The sequence below is a fragment of the Stenotrophomonas sp. GD03680 genome (assembly GCF_029844625.1).
Lineage (GTDB): Bacteria > Pseudomonadota > Gammaproteobacteria > Xanthomonadales > Xanthomonadaceae > Stenotrophomonas > Stenotrophomonas maltophilia_P.
Genome location: NZ_JAOCKC010000030.1, coordinates 1 through 16,628 on the forward strand (window position 1 = coordinate 1; position 16,628 = coordinate 16,628).

Genomic DNA, 16,628 nt, shown 5'->3' on the forward strand with positions numbered 1-16,628 from the left:
CCATCCGGTAGCGCCGGGCCATGCCCGGCGAGCGCGGAGCGCGGTCAGCGCGCCAGGTACCCGGTCACCGCGTGGCCGATCTGGAACAGGCTGATGCCCAGTACCAGCACGCCAACCGCGACCAGTACCCAGCGTTCCTTGACCCGCTTGACCAGGATCGCGGCCACCGGCGCGGCCATCATGCCGCCGATCAGCAGCCCGGCGACGATCTGCAGGTGCTGCACCCCCATCGACAGCAGGAAGGTGGCCGAGATGGTCAGGGTGACCACGAACTCGGCCGCGTTGACCGTGCCGATGGTGGTACGGGCCTGGCCGCCACGCGCCAGCAGGGTGGACGTGGCGATCGGGCCCCAGCCACCGCCGCCGCTGGCGTCCAGAAGGCCGGCGAAGAAGCCCAGAACCGGCACGCGGCGGATCTCGCTGCTGGGCGTCCAGCGCCCGGCGGCACGGGCCAGGATGACGATGGCAAGCACCAGCAGGTACAGGTAGATCAACGGGCGGATGAAATCGCCGGGCAGTTGGGCGAGTACATAGGCACCGATCGCACCCCCGATCGCGCCGGGCAGCGCCAGGCGCACGAACAGGCGCTTATCGACATTGCCAGCCGCAAGATGCGACACACCGGAGGCGCCGGTGGTGAACACTTCGGCGGTGTGGATGCTGGCGCTGACCTGGGCCGGCGGCAATCCCATGCTCAGCATCACCGATGAGGAGACCAGGCCGAAGGCCATGCCCAGCGCGCCATCGACCAGCTGCGCACCGAGGCCGATGAGGATGAACCACCAGAATTCGCTGCTCAGTTCCATGCACCGAGCCTAGCGCGCGAAGGAGTGCGGACCAAGGTCCGCACCCACCGGGTGCTCAACGCTCAACGGGTGCCGTAAAGCACCACGGTCTTGCCGCGGGCATGCAGCAACCCGTCGGTCTGCAGCTTCTTCAGCACGCGGCCGGCCATCTCACGCGAGCAGCCGACCAGGCGCGCCAGTTCCTGCCGCGAGACGCGCAGCTGGCTGCCCTGCGGGTGGCTCATCGCCTCCGGCTCCTGGGCCAGATCGTGCAGGGTGCGCACGATGCGGTCGGTGACGTCCAGGAACGCCAGGCGGCTGGCCTTGCGGCTGGTGTCGAGCAGACGCTTGGAGATCTGCTGGCCCAGCGCGTACAGCAGGCGCGGCGCGTCGGCCGACAGCGGGCCAAGGAACAGCTGATGCAGGCGCTCGTAGCTGATCTCGGCCAGCTCGCAGGCGGTGCGGGTCCGCAGGATCACCTCGCGGCGGTCCGATTCCACGAACAGGCCCATCTCGCCGACGAACTCGCCGGCACCGAAGTAGCCCAGCACCAGCTCACGATCGTCATCTTCCTCGGCCATGATCGAAACCGAGCCGCTGATGACGTAATACAGGGTTCCCGCCGGGTCTCCTGGTCGGAAGACGTCGGTCCGGGTGGGATATCGCCGCCTGTGGCTGTGCGCCAGGAAACGATCGATTGTTGCGATATCCAGGGCCAGTGGACTGCTAGCTAGGCGCACGGTTGACACGATAGGGGCGCTCCCTCTGCGCATGAACGGATTCACGGGGTCGATAGCGGAGCTTAACCAGCGCAATTGTTAAGGGCAAACAGTGTGCCAGAACTCTTGCGTCTTCACGTTCCCCCCGGGGGCGGTTTGCCCCATAATTCACCCTTTCTCTTCTTACACAGGAATCGACCGCCGTGGTCAAGCCGTTGCCTCGCCTGAGGTTGCAGGGTTTCAACAACCTCACCAAGGCGCTGAGCTTCAACATCTATGACGTGTGTTACGCGCGCACCGAAGAGGAGCGTCAGCGTTACATTGAATACATCGATGAAGAGTACAACGCCGACAGGCTGACTCAAATCTTGACCGATGTCGCCGAGATCATCGGCGCCAACATCCTGAACGTGGCCCGCCAGGACTACGATCCGCAGGGTGCCTCGGTGACCATCCTGATCTCCGAAGAGCCGGTGATCGACAAGAAGCTGGCGGGCAAGGAGCTGATCTCCGACGCCGTGGTCGCGCACATGGACAAGAGCCACATCACCGTCCATACCTACCCGGAAACCCATCCGCAGGAAGGCATCGCGACGTTCCGCGCGGACATCGACGTGGCCACCTGTGGCGTCATTTCGCCGCTGAAGGCCCTGAACTACCTGATCGAGAGCCTGGAATCGGACATCGTGATCATGGACTACCGCGTCCGTGGCTTCACCCGTGATGTGAAGGGCAAGAAGCACTTCATCGATCACAAGATCAATTCGATCCAGAACTTCCTGGCCAAGAACATCAAGTCGCGTTACGAGATGTTCGACGTCAACGTCTACCAGGAGAACATCTTCCACACGAAGATGCACCTGAAGGACTTCGACCTGGATCAGTACCTGTTCGAGGAAAAGGCCAGGAACCTGTCGTTCAAGGAACGCATGAAGATCGAGGCGCTGCTCAAGCGCGAGATCGAAGAGCTGTTCCACGGTCGCAACCTGTCCGAGTAACACCCCTGTGCGATGCCGGCAGGCATCGTCACCCAGGCGGGACGACCCGCCCCGTGGAACCTGCGTGCTGCGCAATTCATAGTTCCACGGCGATGTACCGACCTACGGCCCGGTGTGAAGACACCGGGCCGTTTCGTTTTTCAACCACTAGGTAAGGACCCCCACCCATGCCCTGGATCTACCTGCTGCTGGCCGGCCTGTTCGAGATCGGCTTCGCGCTTGGAATGAAGTACTCCGAAGGCTTCAGCAAGCCACTGCCCACGGCCGCCACGGTCGTTTCCGCGCTGATCAGCCTGTACCTGATGAGCCAGGCCATGAAGAGCATTCCGGTCGGCACGGCCTATGCCATCTGGACCGGCATCGGGGCCATGGGCGTGGCAGTGCTGGGCATCTACCTGTTCAACGACAGTGCTTCACCGGCCCGCCTGGCCTGCGTGGGCCTGATCGTCGCCGGTGTGATCGGCCTGAAGCTGGTGTCGCCGAACTGAGCCGGCGCCGAGGCGTCCGATGCCGCGTTGCCGGCAGCGCCGGGCCATGCGCGGCGGCCGTTCAGAGGCGGTACGCGATGGTCTTCATCACCTTCGAGGCCAGCGCCATCGCCCCCGGAATCGGGAAGGGCAGGCGGCGGGCGCCGGCCTGCTCGGCATGGTCCGCATGCCGGGCCTCGTCCTGCTTCATCACTTCGATGACCGCGCGGCTGCGCAGGTCGGCGGCCGGGAGATCGACCAGATGCTCATCCAGGTGGGCCTCTACCTGGCGTTCGGTCTCGACGACAAAACCCAGGTTCCAGCCATCACCGCGCAGCCCGGCCAGGGTGCCGATGGTGTAACTGCCTGCGTACCAGAGCGGGTTGAACAGGCTCGGCCGGCTGTCGAGTTCGGCCAGGCGGGTGGCACACCACGCCAGGTGGTCGGTTTCCTCCTGCGCTGCCTCCAGCAGATGCTCGCGGGTGGCCGGGTCGCGGGCCACGGCGGCCTGGCCGAAATACAGGCCCTGCGCGCAGACCTCGCCGACGTGGTTGATCCGCATCAGCCCGGCCGCATGGCGGCGCTGGCGGGCGTCCATGCCCGGCTCGTCGGTGTCCACCGCCGGATAGGGGCGGCTGGCCGGCGGGTTGCCGAACACCGTGTCCAGGGCGCGCTGGGCTTCGGTCAGCAGGTGGTCCAGCGGGGTGGTCTGGCGGAGCACGGTCATGGCGATACGGTGGGGCGGGAGACCCGCCGATTCTCGCCCGCGCCCGCGCCCCTGCCAACCCGGGACAGGGGGCGGCTTGCGCCGGGGCCTGGACCTGCGTACAATCCCGCCTCTTGCGCTTCACCTTTCACAACGCGTGGCAGAGTTCCGGCGAGTCCTTCGCCGCAATGAGCCCGACCTAACCTAGAGTTCTTCATGAGCACTTTCACTGCCAAGAACGAGACCGTCCAGCGCGACTGGTACCTCGTCGACGCCGAGGGCAAGACCCTGGGCCGTCTCGCCACCGAGCTGGCCCGCCGTCTGCGTGGCAAGCACAAGCCGGTCTACACCCCGCACGTTGATACCGGCGACTACCTGGTCGTCATCAATGCAGAAAAGATTGCCGTCACCGGCAAGAAGCTGCAGGACAAGATGTATCACCGTTTCACCGGTTACATCGGCAACCTGAAGACCGAGTCCCTGGCCCAGGCGCTGGAGCGCCACCCGGAGCGCGTGATCGAGATCGCCGTGAAGGGCATGCTGCCGAAGGGCCCGCTGGGTCGCCAGATGTACCGCAAGCTCAAGGTCTACGCCGGCACTGAGCATCCGCACGCCGCACAGCAGCCGCAGGTTCTGGATATCTAATCATGGCTATCACTCAAAACTACGGCACTGGCCGCCGCAAGTCCTCCACCGCTCGCGTGTTCCTGCGCAAGGGTTCGGGCAACATCACCGTCAATGGCCGTCCGCTGGACGAGTTCTTCGGTCGTGAGACCGCGCGCATGATCGTGCGCCAGCCGCTCGAGCTGACCAAGAACACCGAAAGCTTCGACATCCTGGTCACCGCCACCGGCGGCGGCACCACCGGCCAGGCCGGTGCGATCCGTCTGGGCATCGCCCGTGCGCTGGTCGAGTATGACGAAACCCTGAAGTCCGAGCTGCGCAAGGCTGGCTTCATGACCCGTGACGCCCGTGAAGTCGAGCGTAAGAAGGTCGGTCTGCACAAGGCCCGTCGCGCCACCCAGTTCTCCAAGCGCTGATCCACTGCGCCTGGCTGGGCTCCTCCGGGAGCCCGCTGGTTGGAAAAAGCAGAAGCCCGGCTTTGGCCGGGCTTTTGCCGTTTCGGGGTTGTGCATTGGAGAGCGTGGGGTCAGGGCCCATTCCTGCGAACAACCCCGGGGTTCTCTCTGGAGGGGAGCCCCCGCGGAGCCCAGAAACGCAGAAGGCCAGATCTTTCGATCTGGCCTTCTGCGTTCAATTTGGCTGCCCCGGATGGATTCGAACCACCGAATGCCTGAGTCAGAGTCAGGTGCCTTACCGCTTGGCGACGGGGCAATGTATCGTGTAACTATTTTCTCACTTTTCACGCTGAAAAACAACTTCAGCATGGTGGCTATGGGTGGACTCGAACCACCGACCCCAGCATTATGAGTGCTGTGCTCTAACCGGCTGAGCTACATAGCCTTGGTGAGCCCGCTATTCTGCTGATACGCCGTGGGACTGTCAACACATTTGTGCCGCGCTTGTCGCCTGACAGGCGGCGTGGGATAGTCCTGACCAGTAGATTTTTTTAGGAGTCCGCATCGTGATCGATCCGGACGGCTATCGACCGAACGTCGGCATCGTGCTGATGCGGCAGGACGGGCAGGTGTTCTGGGCACGACGCGTGCGCCGGGATGGCTGGCAGTTCCCGCAGGGTGGGATGAACACCGACGAGACGCCCGTCGAGGCCATGTATCGCGAACTGCAGGAAGAGACCGGCCTGCTGCCTGAGCACGTGGAAGTGCTGGGGGCAACGCCCGGCTGGCTGCGCTACAAGCTGCCGGCGCGGGCGGTCCGCCGCAATGAACGGCAGGTCTGCATCGGCCAGAAGCAGGTCTGGTTCCTGCTGCGCCTGACCGGTGACGAATCCCATGTGTGCCTGGACCATACCGATTCGCCGGAGTTCGACCACTGGCGCTGGGTGGATTTCTGGTACCCGGTGGAGCATGTGGTGATGTTCAAGCGCGGCGTCTACGCGCGCGCGCTGCGGCACCTGGCGCCGTTGGCGCGCGGGGTGGCGGGGCAGGGCGTCACTGCCATGCCGAAGAGCGCAGCGGAAGCGTGGATGCCCGGCAACACCGCGGGCCACGACCGTCCGCGCAAGCGGCCGCGCAGCAGGGGCTACTGGCCAAAAAAGGCGCAGGAAGGACCGACGAGCTGACCGCCTGAACGGTATCGAGAATGGTTCAGGTCTCTGATTGACAACCATTCTCGTTTCCATTGGAATAGCGACCAGGCCGCTTCTGGCCTGTCAGCCCGGTTCCCGCCTGTGTACGTCTGCATCTGCAACGGAGTCACCGACCACCAGATCCGCGAAGCCGCCAGCCATGGCGTGACGTCGGTGGCCGAGCTGACCATGCGCACCGGATGCGGCGCTACCTGCGGGTCCTGCCTGGACATGGCCGGCGAGCTGCTGGCCAAGGCACGTGCCACCCACGATCTGCCGCTGCCGGTACTCGGTCTGGCCCAGGTCGCCTGACTGTCTTTTCCGCGGTGCGTTGATGCCGCGCCTTCGCATCCTTCACGTGTGGCCGCACAGGCCAATGCGCACGATTCGCGTTCCTTCACGGCCGCACGCAAGGCGTTAAAGTGCCTGCGTTTTCAGCGTGCAGGAGTATCCCCATGAAGGGCGACACCAAGGTCATCGAATTCCTCAACAAGGTCCTCTACAACGAGCTGACCGCGATCAACCAGTATTTCCTGCACGCCAAGATGCTGAAGAACTGGGGCATCAAGGAACTCGCCGAGCATGAGTACAAGGAATCGATCGACGAGATGAAGCATGCCGACATGCTCGCCGACCGCATCCTGTTCCTTGAAGGACTGCCGAACTTCCAGGCGCTGGGCAAGCTGCGCATCGGCGAGAACCCGACCGAGATCCTGCAGTGTGACCTCTCGCTCGAGCGTGATGGCGTGGTCACCCTGCGCGAGGCGGTGGCCTATGCCGATTCGGTCGGCGACTATGTGAGCCGCCAGCTGTTCGTGAAGATCCTCGATTCGGAGGAAGAGCATATCGACTGGCTGGAAACGCAGCTGGACCTGATCGAGCGCATCGGCGAACCGAAGTACCTGCTGAGCAAGCTCGAAGAGTGAGTCAGCCCGCCTGGCCGGCGCGATGCTGTGCCAGGTACCCGCCCAGCGCCACCCGTGCCCGGGCGAATTCGGCCACCAGCAGCGCAACCGCAACGGCGGGGCGCTGCAGACTGCCGGCGCGGGCCTCGTGCTCGATCCGCTGTGCGACCGCCGACAGCGACATCGCGCCGACATTCGCGCTGGAGGACTTCAGGCTGTGCGCGACTGCCTGCAGGCGCTGGCCATCGTGGTCCTGCGCCGCCTGCTGCAGCGCCTGCACCATCGCCGGTGCGTCTTCCAGGTACACCGATACGATCTGCGTGGCGGCATCACCGATGACCGCCTGCAGCTCGTCCAGCACGTTCCGGTCCAGAACCGGGTGGGCGACAGGTTCTGGACCGGCCTTCGCTGCCGCCGCCGGAGCTGCCGGCGTGGGGAGGGCTTTGGGGCCCCAGCGCAGCAGCAGCGCGTGCAGCGTGTCGCGCGCGATCGGTTTGGACAGGTAATCGTCCATGCCTGCTCGCAGGCAGCGTTCGCGATCACCGGCCATGGCATTGGCGGTCATGGCGATGATCGGCAGGCGCCGGCCTCCGGCTGCGATCTCTTCCTCGCGCCACTGGCGCGTCGCGGCGTAACCGTCCAGCACCGGCATCTGGCAGTCCATCAGCACTACGTCCACACCGCCTTCGCGCAGCGCGACCAGTGCCTGCTCGCCATCGACGGCGTTGCGGACCTCGCACTGGAATACCCGCAGCAGGTGTTCGGCCACCATGCGGTTGACCGTGTTGTCCTCCACCAGCAGCACGCGTAGACCGAGCGCTGGCAGGGCAGCCGGTGCCTGGCCCTCTTCGGCGGCAGCCAGCCAGGCGGACGGGCGCGCGCTGGCGGTGGGCGTGGCAAGCAGGGCGTGCAGGGCGGCATCCTCGAAGGCGACCGGCAGCTGGCGATGGCGCTCCTGCGCGGGCAGCGGCTCGTCCTGCAGCCACAGCACCTGCAGCGTGTCGTCCTCACCGCGCGCAGCCAGCGCCTGCCGCAGGCGGGTTCCGCCGCTGCGGCGCGCAGGCGCATCGATCAGCAGCCAGGCCGGCGCAGCGTGCCCGGGGCGGGGCACGGCTCGCAGCCGCTCGGCCAGCGCGTCCATCCCGTCGATGACCTGCACCTGCAGCTCGTGATGGGCGGCAATGCGTTCGATGCGCGCCTTCAGGTGGCTGTCGGCACTGAACAGCAGCAGGGTGGCCGGTGCGCGTGCCATCGCCGGCAGGTCGCCGGGAACTTTCAACAACGGAATCTCGAACCAGAAGCGGGCGCCCTGGCCGGGGGTCGACTGGACGCCGATGTGGCCGTGCATCAGGTCGATGATGCGTTTGCAGATGGCCAGGCCCAGGCCGGTGCCACCATAGATGCGGGTGGTCGACGCATCGGCCTGGCTGAAGGACTGGAACAGGCGGGCCTGCTGGGCCTCGTCGATGCCGATGCCGGTGTCGATCACTTCGAAGCGCAACTGGTGCTGGGCCGGACCTTCGCCCAGCCGTTGCACGCGCAGCTGCACCTGGCCGCATGCCGTGAACTTGATGGCATTGGCCAGAAGGTTGCTCAGCACCTGCCGCAGGCGCACCGGATCGCCGCGCACGGGAAGGCGGACCGTCGGATCCAGTTGCAGCACCAGTGCCAGTCCCTTGGCGTCGGCAGCGCGCTGCATCAGCTGCACCACGGCGTCGAGCAGCTCGCGCAGATTGAAGCTGGTGATCTCCAGCTCCAATGCCTGTGCTTCCAACCGCGAGTAATCGAGGATGTCGTCGACGATACGCAGCAGCTGCTGCGAGCTGGCCGATGCGGTGGCCAGCATCTGCCGCTGGTCCTCGCCCAGCGGGCCACGCGCGATCAGCTCCAGCATCGGCAGGATGCCGTTGAGCGGCGTGCGGATCTCGTGGCTCATCGTGGCCAGGAACTCGCCCTTGGCCAGCACCGCCGCCTCGGCCGCCTGCTTGGCCTGCAGCAACTGCTGTTCGAGCTGGCCCTGGCGCTCGGTGGTGCGGCGCAGCTGGTCGCGCTCGCTGGCCAGCGCGGCACGATCCCGTTGCAGTGCGGCCAGCGCCTGGCTGCGCGTGCGCAGGCGCAGCCCCGCCAGCAGCAGCGCGATGGCCGCCACGGCCAGGGCCACCAGCAGCACCGCCCACAGCGGCATGTCAGAGCACCGCGTTGTGGAAGTCGAAGTTCAGGTCGCTGCCGGCGGACTGCACCATGTTGCCCTGGATGTAGTCGACCCCTCCCACCCACATCGCGGCCGCTGCCTGCGGATCTTCGATCTGCTGCCCGATGATCTGCAGACCGGCGCCGTGCGCCCGCTCGATCGCCCTGCGCAGTTCTTCGCGCGTGCCTGGATTGGCGTGGCTGCTGGAGAACCGTGCAGCCATGCGTACGAACGAAAGCGGCAGCTGGCCCAGCAGCGCGTCGGCATCGTTGCCGGGCTCGAACTGGCTCAGGCAGAAGCGCACGCCGGCCTGCGCCATGCGCTGACAGAACTGCTGCAGCGGCACGGTGTGGATCAGCGCATCAGGCAGGCGCACGTCGATGACCAGCGCACTGCCTGGCAGGTCGCGCTGCTGCAGCGACTCCAGCAGCCAGTCGGCGAAGGCGTCGCGCTGCAGGGTACGCAGCGACTGCGAGACGAACAGATTGAGCGGCTGGGTGGCATGCCGGTACAGATCCAGCAGGCCCAGCGCATGATCGAGCACCTGCTGGTCGAGGTCGGCGATGCGGCCGGCGGCTTCGGCGGCCGGAATCACCTGGCCGGCGGTCAGCACGGTGCCGTCGGCCTGGCGCAGCCGCAGCAGGACCTGGTACTGCGCGCTGCCTCCACCGGCGACGGCGACGATGGGTTGGTAAGCCAGTTCCAGCTGGCCTTCCAGCAGGGCCAGATGCTCCTGTTCGCTGATGGCCTGCCGATGCACGTGGCCGGCCACGCCGGCACTGAGCAGGCGCGCCTGCAGGGTCGTGCGCTCGACGGCTTCCAGCGCACTGGCGGCATCCTCGAAGCCGGGCGACAGCGGTGCATAGCCGACCACGCCACGCAGGTGCACCGATTCGTCATCGCGGATCACGAAGGCCCTCGCGGAGAGCTGCTCGCGCAGGGCGGCGGCCACGTTCTCCAGCCTGTCCTCATCGGCATCACGCGCCAGAAGCAGGAAACTGTTGTCGTTCAGGCGCGCCAGCAGGTGCGGATGGCCGGCTTCGGCCAAGCGCTGTCCGGCCTGCACCATCAGCCGTTCGAACGCAGCGTAGCCATAGCGCTCGCGCAGGCCCAGCGCGCTGGCCACCTCGATGAAGAACAGGCCGCCACGATCATGGTGGGCCAGGGCGGCGTTGAGCTGCTGCAGCACATGATGGCGCGTCGGCAGGCCGGTTTCAGGATTGCTGGTGGCCGGCGTGCCGGAGGCGCCGGGCAAGGTTGCCGCCTGCGCGCGGGCACGGCGGATGCGGTTGGCGACCGCCGCGATCAGGTGCCGCGGCCGGATCGGCTTGCTCAGGTAGTCGTCGGCACCGCTGTCGAGCACTTCGAACTGGCGCTCCGGATCGGGATCGCCGCTGAGGAACACGATGGGCAGCAACTGCAGGCCGGGCTGCTGGCGAATCATCGCCGTCAGCCGCATGCCGTCCAGGCCGGGCAGGTGCAGGTCCATCAGGATCAGGTCAGGGCGATGGTCCTTGATCGACTGCTGGACGCCTTCGGCATCGCTGAGCACGATGGCCTGCATGCCGGCGCCGTGCAGCACGCTCTGCGCGAACAGGGCCTGCGCACGGTCGTCCTCGACGATCAGCACGCGGTAGGGTGAATCCGCCGGCGCCGGTGCCGGGTCGTGGTTGCCCGCCTCGGGCTGTGAGGTGACGCCCGGCAGCGGCGGTGGAGCACCGCCGGAGGCAGGCCCACTGTCAGCGACGCTGGACGGAACCGATGGGGAGGCACCCGCGTCCACCACCGCAGTGGCCCAGCGTTGCCAATGATCGGCCGGTGGCGTTTCAGCGCGACCCGGGCGGACGCCTGCGGGGGATTCAATTGCGGCCATGGGGGCTCCTGATGATCGCAGCCATTATGCGACACGCCCGGCGTTCATCCGGTGCGTGGCTGTTGCCGGTCATTGCCGTTGCCGGCACGGGCAAGCCAACGCACGCCGCGCCACAGAGCGCGCCATGCCAGCCAGACCAGCAATGCGCCGGCCAGGCTGCATGCCAGCACCACGACCAGCGCGATCCAGGGGTGTGCCAGGGCCAATGCCAGGCCGCCAACCACCACGGTGTCTTCGGCGATCGAGGCGACCCAGTTGCTGGCCGGCTCCGGCGAGGTGTTGAGCAGGGCACGGGTGCCCGCCTTCAGGCCATGGCTGGCCAGGGCAACGCCGGCGCCGGCAGCGAGCGCACCGGTACCCAGCTGCCCATCCGGCGACAGGGTGGCGGCGGCGAGGAAGGCGCCGGCGGGGACCCGGGCAAGGGTCTGCACCAGGTCCCAGACCGAATCCACGCCGGGAATCTTGTCGGCAAAGAACTCGGTCACGGCCAGCGCCGCTGAGGTACCCAGCACCCACCACGACTCGGTTGCCTGCAGGGCGGGTGGCAGGTCGACCCAGCCGAGCAGGCCGGCCAGGCCGACACCGAAGACGGTGAGGTAGACACGGATGCCGGCCAGCCAGGCCAGCAGGATGCCGATCACGAACAGGTGGGCTTCGGTCATGGCGATGCTCCGACGGCGGAACTGTGCGAGGGGCCACACTATCGACGATGGCGTGCCTGAACGCCACAGACCTCGGTCGCCTCCAGCGCAGGAATCCTGCCGATCCTGTCATACACTAGCCCGTCGTTTGCCACACGGGCCGTGCCGGTGTCGCGCCCGCGATGCCACGGGATCTACCCATGACCAACCGTCCTCCCATGCGCGTGCAGGTCCGCCTGCCCGGCGCGTCACATCCGCCCGCGGACCGCCGTCGCCTGTGGGTGATTGGAGGCATCTGGCTGCTCAGCCTGGTGCTGGCCACGATCGGAGGCTGCTGGATGGGGGCGCCGCGTGGCGAGCAGGGACAACGGTTGCAGGCAGCCGAGAAGCGTGCCGAGAGCCTGCAGGCGCAGCTGACTGAACTGCGCCAGAAGCAGGCCACGCTGGAAGCCTCCGACCGCATCAGCCGCGCCGCCAACAACGAAGTGCAGTCCTCGCTCGCCGAGCGCGACGAAGAGATCGCCGGGTTGCGCGCGGACGTCGCCTTCTATGAGCGCCTGGTCGGTTCGACCAGCCAGCGCAAGGGCCTGAACACCCACTCGATCGAGTTCAGCCCGGAATCGGCCGGCACCTGGCAGTACACCGCCGTGCTGACCCAGAATCTCAACCGCGGGGCCATCAGCCAGGGGCAGATGCGTTTCACCGTGGAAGGCGTGAAGAACGGCAAGCTGGCCACGATCAGCTGGGATGATCTGCACCAGCGCAGCAAGGTGCCGGGACAGGACTATTCGTTCCGGTACTTCCAGCAGCTCACCGGCAGCGTGATGCTGCCGGCTGACTTCACTCCGCAACGCGTGCGGGTGACATTGGGGAGTGGTGCGGGGGGCGCCACCCAGGTATTCGACTGGAAACAGGCCGGCGCGCCGGCCAGCAAAGGGGAGTAGGCAGATGTTCGGAAACAGCAAATCCAACCGTGACGGCCAGCTGGTGGTGGATGCCCTGATCGGCAACCAGGTGGTGATCCGCGGTGATGTGGAGTTCAGTGGTGGCCTGTACGTGGAAGGTCGCATCCATGGCAAGGTGATCGCCGCCGAAGGCGCCAGCACCGCGACCCTGACGCTCGCCGAGCATGGCGTGATCGAAGGGGAGATCCGTGCCCAGGTGGTGGTCATCAGCGGCCGCCTGGAGGGGGATGTCCACGCCACCGAAAAGGTCGAACTGACCCCGAGCGCGCGGGTCAACGGCAATGTCCACTACGAGGTGGTGGAGATGAACGCCGGGGCCCAGCTGAATGGACGCCTGATCCATGCCAGCGCACCGCTGGCGGCCCTGCCTGCACCCGAAAGCGGGGATCCCGCCAGTGGCAAGGGCGACACCGCGGCCCGACGCAAGCTGGCCGAAGCGATGGCTTGAAAGCCACCGCCGGTGCCCCCATGCTGATGCCATGAGCACGCTAGTCTCCCTGCCCGGCGCCCCCACGGCGGCCGCGCCCGATTACCAGTCGCTGGAGCGGCCGCTGAACTTCACCGAAGCAGCGGCTTCCAAGGTCAAGTCGTTGATCCAGGAAGAGGGCAACCCCGATCTGGCGCTGCGTGTGTATATCGAGGGTGGCGGCTGTTCGGGCTTCCAGTACGGTTTCGAGTTCGACGAGAACCGTGCCGAGGACGATCTGGCGGTACAGACCAGCGGGGTGACCCTGCTGGTCGACCCGCTCAGCCTGCAGTACCTGATGGGGGCTGAAGTGGATTACACCGAGAGCCTGACCGGCGCGCAGTTCGTGATCCGCAATCCGAACGCGAAGACCACCTGCGGTTGCGGCAGCAGCTTCAGCATGTGATTGCAGGGCGCGGGGCCTGCGCTCCGCGCCAGGTGTGTCGAGCGGTCTCCACACCTCACAGCAGAATGCGCACAGCGCCGACCTTGCCACCCGCATCGAATGGCGGCAGGCTTGCTGGATGTCCAATATTCTTTCGCCGCTGTCCGGTTTCGCCTTCATTGGCGAACCGCTGGAGCGCGCCGATGCCCTGCGCGAAGATGCCGATGTGCTGGCACGCCTGTGGCCGGATGCGCGGGTTCTCGTGCTTGACCAGGACGGCAGTGCCTTCACCGGTGCTGATGACCAGCCACTGGCGCTGACCGGCGCCGACATCGGGGGCGGCCCCGGTGCCGCGATCTTCCTGGGTCTGCGGGGTGAGCAAGCCTGGTTCTCGGTGGAAGCGTCCGCGGTTGCCGTCACTGCGCCTGGCCGGCTCGACCTGCGCCAGGCGGCACTGCTGTGGCCGGTGGCCGATGCGACCGCTTTCAGCTACGCGCGCGGCATGTCCTACTGGCATTCGCGCACGCGCTTCTGCGGCGTCTGTGGGGGGGCGGTGGCCTTTGCCCGCGGTGGCTTCGTTGGCCGCTGCGGGCAGTGCGCGACCGAACACTATCCCCGGGTGGACCCGGCGGTGATCGTCGCGGTGGAAAACCAGGGCCGGTTGCTGCTGGGGCGGCAGTCCAACTGGGCGCCGCGCCGCTATTCGGTACTGGCGGGTTTCGTCGAACCAGGCGAGACCTTCGAACAGACCGTGGTGCGGGAAGTGCACGAGGAGAGCCGGGTGCGCATCACTGCCTGCCAGTATCTCGGTTCACAGCCCTGGCCGTTCCCGGGCGCGCTGATGGTGGGGTTCCGCGCGCAGGCGCAGGACGATGTGCCGACCGTGGATGGCGAACTGGAGGATGCGCGCTGGTTCAGTGCCGACGAGGTGGGCGCGGCGCTGGCACGTGATGTCGAAGATGATGGCCAGGGCATCCGCCTGTCGCCGCCGATCTCGATTTCGCGGGGGCTGATCGAGCACTGGTATCGCCAACAGCGGGCGTGAAGACCGCATCGGCCTGTCAGAACGGCGGCGACCATTGCCGCCACCTGAACACGGCCCGGGTTACAGTGCGGCAGACCGCTGATGGCGGCGTCGCGACGGGTAAGGTAGCGACGCCGAGCACCTTGTTTCGTAGGGAGACCTGCCATGTTCACCACTCTGGCTGCCGTGCTGGTTGCACTGGCCCTGGGCCATGTCGCCCCGGCCGCTGCCGCCTCGCTGCGCCGCTTTGACAGCTTCCGGCGCTGGCTGGGCTGGCTGGATGCGCACGGCGGCAAGGCCTGGCAGGGCCCCATGGGCGTGGTGCTGGCGCTGCTGCCGCCGCTGGTGTTGATGGCGCTGCTGGCCTGGCTGCTGCGGGGCGTGCTGTTCGGGCTGCCCTCGTTGCTGCTGGGCGTGGCGGTTCTGGCCTGGTGCTGGGGGCCGCGCGACCTGGACCGTGACATCGAAGCGATCATCGATGCCGATGACGCACCGACCCGGCAGGCGGCCGTGCGCCATCTGCAGGCGGCCGGTGGCAGCCTGCGCGAGGATGTACCCTCGCTGGTGGAGGCGACCGTACTCAATGCGCTGCGCCGCTGGTTTGCGGTGCTGTTCTGGTTCCTGCTGCTGGGCCCGGTGGGCGCGCTGGGCTATCGCCTGCTGGCGCTGATGTCCGAAAGCCCGATGCGTGCACGCGTACCGGTGGAACCGCTGGCAGTGGCCCAGCGCCTGCTGGGCTGGATCGAATGGCCGGTGGCACAGTTGATGGCGTTCTCGATGGCACTGGTCGGCAACTTCGACACGGCGTGGAAGGCATGGCGGCAAGCGCATGGCGAGCGCCTGGTCGGAGGCATCGGATTCCTGGGTGCGGTGGCGCGGGCCAGCGTCAATGCCGAGCTGCGCGAGGACGCGCATGATTACACCGAGGCGGGCCTGCTGCCGGTCTGGCAACGTCTGCCTGACCTGCGCGATGCCATGAGTCTGGTGTGGCGGATGCTGCTGCTGTGGCTGGCGGTGCTGGCCGTGCTGGTGATCGCCGGCTGGGTGACGTAGCCGCTGGCCAGGCGCGTGCGGCCTGACCGCAGCACGCTTCGCGACGCGCCTGGACGCGAAGTGGGAATCTAGACCGGCGCCAGTGCGGTGAACGGTGCCCACGGCAGGTTGCGCAGCAGTGCGTAACCGGGCAGCAGCCACAGCCAGAACATGGGATTGGCCAGAATCCGCATCAGCGGATCAAGCACACGCGGGCGGATGCCGGCGATGTTCAGCAGCATCAGCAGCAGCAGGGGCAGGCTGATGACCAGCAGCGGGTTCATCGCCATCGCGCCGGCCAGATCGAAATGGACCAGCGAGTAAAGGCAGCGCGTGCTGCCGCAGCCGGGGCAATACAGGCCGGTGAGTGCGTAAAGCGGGCAGCCCGGCAGGGGATTGCCGGCCACGTAGGGATTGACGTTGCGCAGCACCACGGCCGCGCCTGCGGCCAGGCCGGTGGAGGCCAGCAAGGGTGCCCAGCGGGCGAGCCGGGAAGGAAGAGCGGACACGATCAGGCGAAGACGGATCCGGCGCGGACGCCGCCGGATCCGTCCGCAGGCCTCAGTAGCTGCCGTTGCTCATCGCGCCGATGCCACCGAGCACGACGAAGAACAGCACGTACAGCACGACCATGATGACCCAGGCGATGGCCGACCAGATGGCCCACTTCTTGGCCTTGGCGGACGAGTCCTGGGCACCGGCGATATCGCCAGCGGCCAGCTTGCCGTTGACCTGTGCCGCATAGACGATCGACACGATGCCGACCGGCAGGCAGCAGAGCAGGGTGCTCAGGATCGCCCAGACCAGGTTGTTCGGGACCTGCGGAGTAGCGGTGTTCATGATTCAAGCTCCTTGATGGGTGGTGGTGGATCAATGGTCGGAAAGAGCGCCCAGTGCGGCCAGGCCGCCGAAGAGCCCGAACCACAACAGCAACAGGACCGGCAGGGCCGCGGCCGAAGCCGCCGCCCACCAGCCCGCCTTGCGTGACGCGCTATAGGCTCCCGCCAGATCGCCGGCCGCGCGGCGGCCGTCGACCTGGGCGGCATACACGATCGACACCACGCCCAACGGCAGGCAGCAGAACAGCGTCGTCAGGATCGCCCACACCAGATGGTTGGGGATGTAGACCGGACGGCCGGGTGGTGGCGGTTGATTCAACGTGAGACTCCATTCCTTGGTGGCCGACCGTAGTGAACGGGCCGGACCTCCCCCCTGTGGGTGCGTAATCTACCGCAACCTGCGTCGCATGTATGCGTTTTCAG

Annotated in this window: 21 protein-coding genes and 2 tRNA genes; 12 read left to right on the forward strand and 11 right to left on the reverse strand. The window is 66.8% G+C overall.

Translation table 11 applies throughout. The features are described 5' to 3' along the window. Positions 1 to 44: 44 nt before the first annotated feature. On the reverse strand, positions 45 to 806 hold the full coding sequence (locus N5J29_RS17905) for a sulfite exporter TauE/SafE family protein (protein ID WP_164151964.1): 762 nt from the start codon (positions 804 to 806) through the stop codon (positions 45 to 47). Between the two features lie 62 nt (positions 807 to 868). Then, positions 869 to 1,558, reverse strand: coding sequence for a cAMP-activated global transcriptional regulator CRP (crp, locus tag N5J29_RS17910; protein WP_010482649.1), 690 nt, complete (start codon positions 1,556 to 1,558; stop codon positions 869 to 871). A 149-nt stretch (positions 1,559 to 1,707) separates the two neighbouring features. On the opposite strand from crp, the gene speD reads away from it, so the two are divergent. Together speD and sugE are read left to right on the forward strand one after the other, a co-directional pair. Continuing rightward, positions 1,708 to 2,502, forward strand: a complete 795-nt coding sequence (gene speD / locus N5J29_RS17915) for an adenosylmethionine decarboxylase (protein WP_019661504.1) — start codon at positions 1,708 to 1,710, stop codon at positions 2,500 to 2,502. 167 nt (positions 2,503 to 2,669) lie between these two features. Continuing rightward, a complete protein-coding gene (sugE, locus tag N5J29_RS17920; protein WP_005411314.1) occupies positions 2,670 to 2,990 on the forward strand; it encodes a quaternary ammonium compound efflux SMR transporter SugE in 321 nt (106 codons plus the stop codon). A 61-nt stretch (positions 2,991 to 3,051) separates the two neighbouring features. Here the strand turns inward: sugE and coq7 are convergent, their stop codons facing one another. Beyond that, the gene (coq7, locus tag N5J29_RS17925) at positions 3,052 to 3,696 is read right to left on the reverse strand and encodes a 2-polyprenyl-3-methyl-6-methoxy-1,4-benzoquinone monooxygenase (RefSeq protein WP_053515583.1); all 645 of its coding nucleotides are present in this window, start codon (positions 3,694 to 3,696) and stop codon (positions 3,052 to 3,054) included. 195 nt (positions 3,697 to 3,891) lie between these two features. On the opposite strand from coq7, the gene rplM reads away from it, so the two are divergent. Beyond that, positions 3,892 to 4,320 (forward strand): 50S ribosomal protein L13, encoded by a 429-nt coding sequence (gene rplM / locus N5J29_RS17930; protein WP_005414692.1) that lies wholly within the window; start codon positions 3,892 to 3,894, stop codon positions 4,318 to 4,320. Between the two features lie 2 nt (positions 4,321 to 4,322). Beyond that, complete coding sequence (rpsI, locus tag N5J29_RS17935; protein WP_053515585.1) at positions 4,323 to 4,715, forward strand: 30S ribosomal protein S9; 393 nt, start codon at positions 4,323 to 4,325, stop codon at positions 4,713 to 4,715. 220 nt (positions 4,716 to 4,935) lie between these two features. Here rpsI and N5J29_RS17940 read toward each other — a convergent pair. Continuing rightward, positions 4,936 to 5,010 (reverse strand) — tRNA-Gln (locus tag N5J29_RS17940). 52 nt (positions 5,011 to 5,062) lie between these two features. Next, positions 5,063 to 5,139 (reverse strand) — tRNA-Met (locus tag N5J29_RS17945). Between the two features lie 121 nt (positions 5,140 to 5,260). Here N5J29_RS17945 and N5J29_RS17950 point away from each other — a divergent pair. From N5J29_RS17950 to bfr, 3 genes are all read left to right on the forward strand, one after another. After that, the gene (locus N5J29_RS17950; RefSeq protein WP_053515586.1) at positions 5,261 to 5,878 is read left to right on the forward strand and encodes an RNA pyrophosphohydrolase; all 618 of its coding nucleotides are present in this window, start codon (positions 5,261 to 5,263) and stop codon (positions 5,876 to 5,878) included. Between the two features lie 108 nt (positions 5,879 to 5,986). Next, complete coding sequence (locus tag N5J29_RS17955) at positions 5,987 to 6,196, forward strand: bacterioferritin-associated ferredoxin (RefSeq protein WP_032951724.1); 210 nt, start codon at positions 5,987 to 5,989, stop codon at positions 6,194 to 6,196. A gap of 143 nt (positions 6,197 to 6,339) precedes the next feature. Further along, a complete protein-coding gene (gene bfr, locus N5J29_RS17960) occupies positions 6,340 to 6,810 on the forward strand; it encodes a bacterioferritin (RefSeq protein ID WP_005414691.1) in 471 nt (156 codons plus the stop codon). A gap of 1 nt (position 6,811) precedes the next feature. Here the strand turns inward: bfr and N5J29_RS17965 are convergent, their stop codons facing one another. Genes N5J29_RS17965 through N5J29_RS17975 form a run of 3 tightly spaced genes read right to left on the reverse strand, consistent with a single transcriptional unit; the run spans position 6,812 to position 11,515 of the window. Then, a complete protein-coding gene (locus N5J29_RS17965; RefSeq protein ID WP_164151966.1) occupies positions 6,812 to 8,974 on the reverse strand; it encodes an ATP-binding protein in 2,163 nt (720 codons plus the stop codon). Between the two features lies 1 nt (position 8,975). Next, positions 8,976 to 10,853, reverse strand: a complete 1,878-nt coding sequence (locus tag N5J29_RS17970) for an EAL domain-containing protein (RefSeq protein WP_065181536.1) — start codon at positions 10,851 to 10,853, stop codon at positions 8,976 to 8,978. 44 nt (positions 10,854 to 10,897) lie between these two features. After that, positions 10,898 to 11,515: a DUF4126 domain-containing protein gene (locus N5J29_RS17975; RefSeq protein ID WP_065181537.1), complete on the reverse strand. Its 618-nt coding sequence runs from the start codon at positions 11,513 to 11,515 to the stop codon at positions 10,898 to 10,900. Positions 11,516 to 11,694: 179 nt separating this feature from the next. Between N5J29_RS17975 and N5J29_RS17980 the strand changes: the two genes are divergently transcribed. The 5 genes from N5J29_RS17980 (at position 11,695) to ampE (ending at position 15,387) form a co-directional block, all read left to right on the forward strand. Continuing rightward, complete coding sequence (locus N5J29_RS17980) at positions 11,695 to 12,438, forward strand: DUF6776 family protein (protein ID WP_053515594.1); 744 nt, start codon at positions 11,695 to 11,697, stop codon at positions 12,436 to 12,438. A 4-nt stretch (positions 12,439 to 12,442) separates the two neighbouring features. Further along, complete coding sequence (locus N5J29_RS17985; protein WP_053515596.1) at positions 12,443 to 12,907, forward strand: polymer-forming cytoskeletal protein; 465 nt, start codon at positions 12,443 to 12,445, stop codon at positions 12,905 to 12,907. Positions 12,908 to 12,938: 31 nt separating this feature from the next. Next, a complete protein-coding gene (gene erpA / locus N5J29_RS17990) occupies positions 12,939 to 13,331 on the forward strand; it encodes an iron-sulfur cluster insertion protein ErpA (RefSeq protein WP_053515598.1) in 393 nt (130 codons plus the stop codon). Positions 13,332 to 13,449: 118 nt separating this feature from the next. Beyond that, positions 13,450 to 14,355 (forward strand): NAD(+) diphosphatase, encoded by a 906-nt coding sequence (nudC, locus tag N5J29_RS17995; protein WP_164151968.1) that lies wholly within the window; start codon positions 13,450 to 13,452, stop codon positions 14,353 to 14,355. Positions 14,356 to 14,499: 144 nt separating this feature from the next. Beyond that, positions 14,500 to 15,387, forward strand: coding sequence for a regulatory signaling modulator protein AmpE (ampE, locus tag N5J29_RS18000; protein WP_053515600.1), 888 nt, complete (start codon positions 14,500 to 14,502; stop codon positions 15,385 to 15,387). A 68-nt stretch (positions 15,388 to 15,455) separates the two neighbouring features. Here the strand turns inward: ampE and N5J29_RS18005 are convergent, their stop codons facing one another. From N5J29_RS18005 to N5J29_RS18015, 3 genes are read right to left on the reverse strand one after another with little or no spacing between them, the layout of a single operon-like run. Then, complete coding sequence (locus N5J29_RS18005) at positions 15,456 to 15,875, reverse strand: DUF2752 domain-containing protein (RefSeq protein ID WP_053515602.1); 420 nt, start codon at positions 15,873 to 15,875, stop codon at positions 15,456 to 15,458. Between the two features lie 52 nt (positions 15,876 to 15,927). After that, the gene (locus N5J29_RS18010; protein WP_065174386.1) at positions 15,928 to 16,206 is read right to left on the reverse strand and encodes a CD225/dispanin family protein; all 279 of its coding nucleotides are present in this window, start codon (positions 16,204 to 16,206) and stop codon (positions 15,928 to 15,930) included. Between the two features lie 30 nt (positions 16,207 to 16,236). Then, positions 16,237 to 16,524: a CD225/dispanin family protein gene (locus N5J29_RS18015; protein WP_164151970.1), complete on the reverse strand. Its 288-nt coding sequence runs from the start codon at positions 16,522 to 16,524 to the stop codon at positions 16,237 to 16,239. Positions 16,525 to 16,628: the final 104 nt, after the last annotated feature.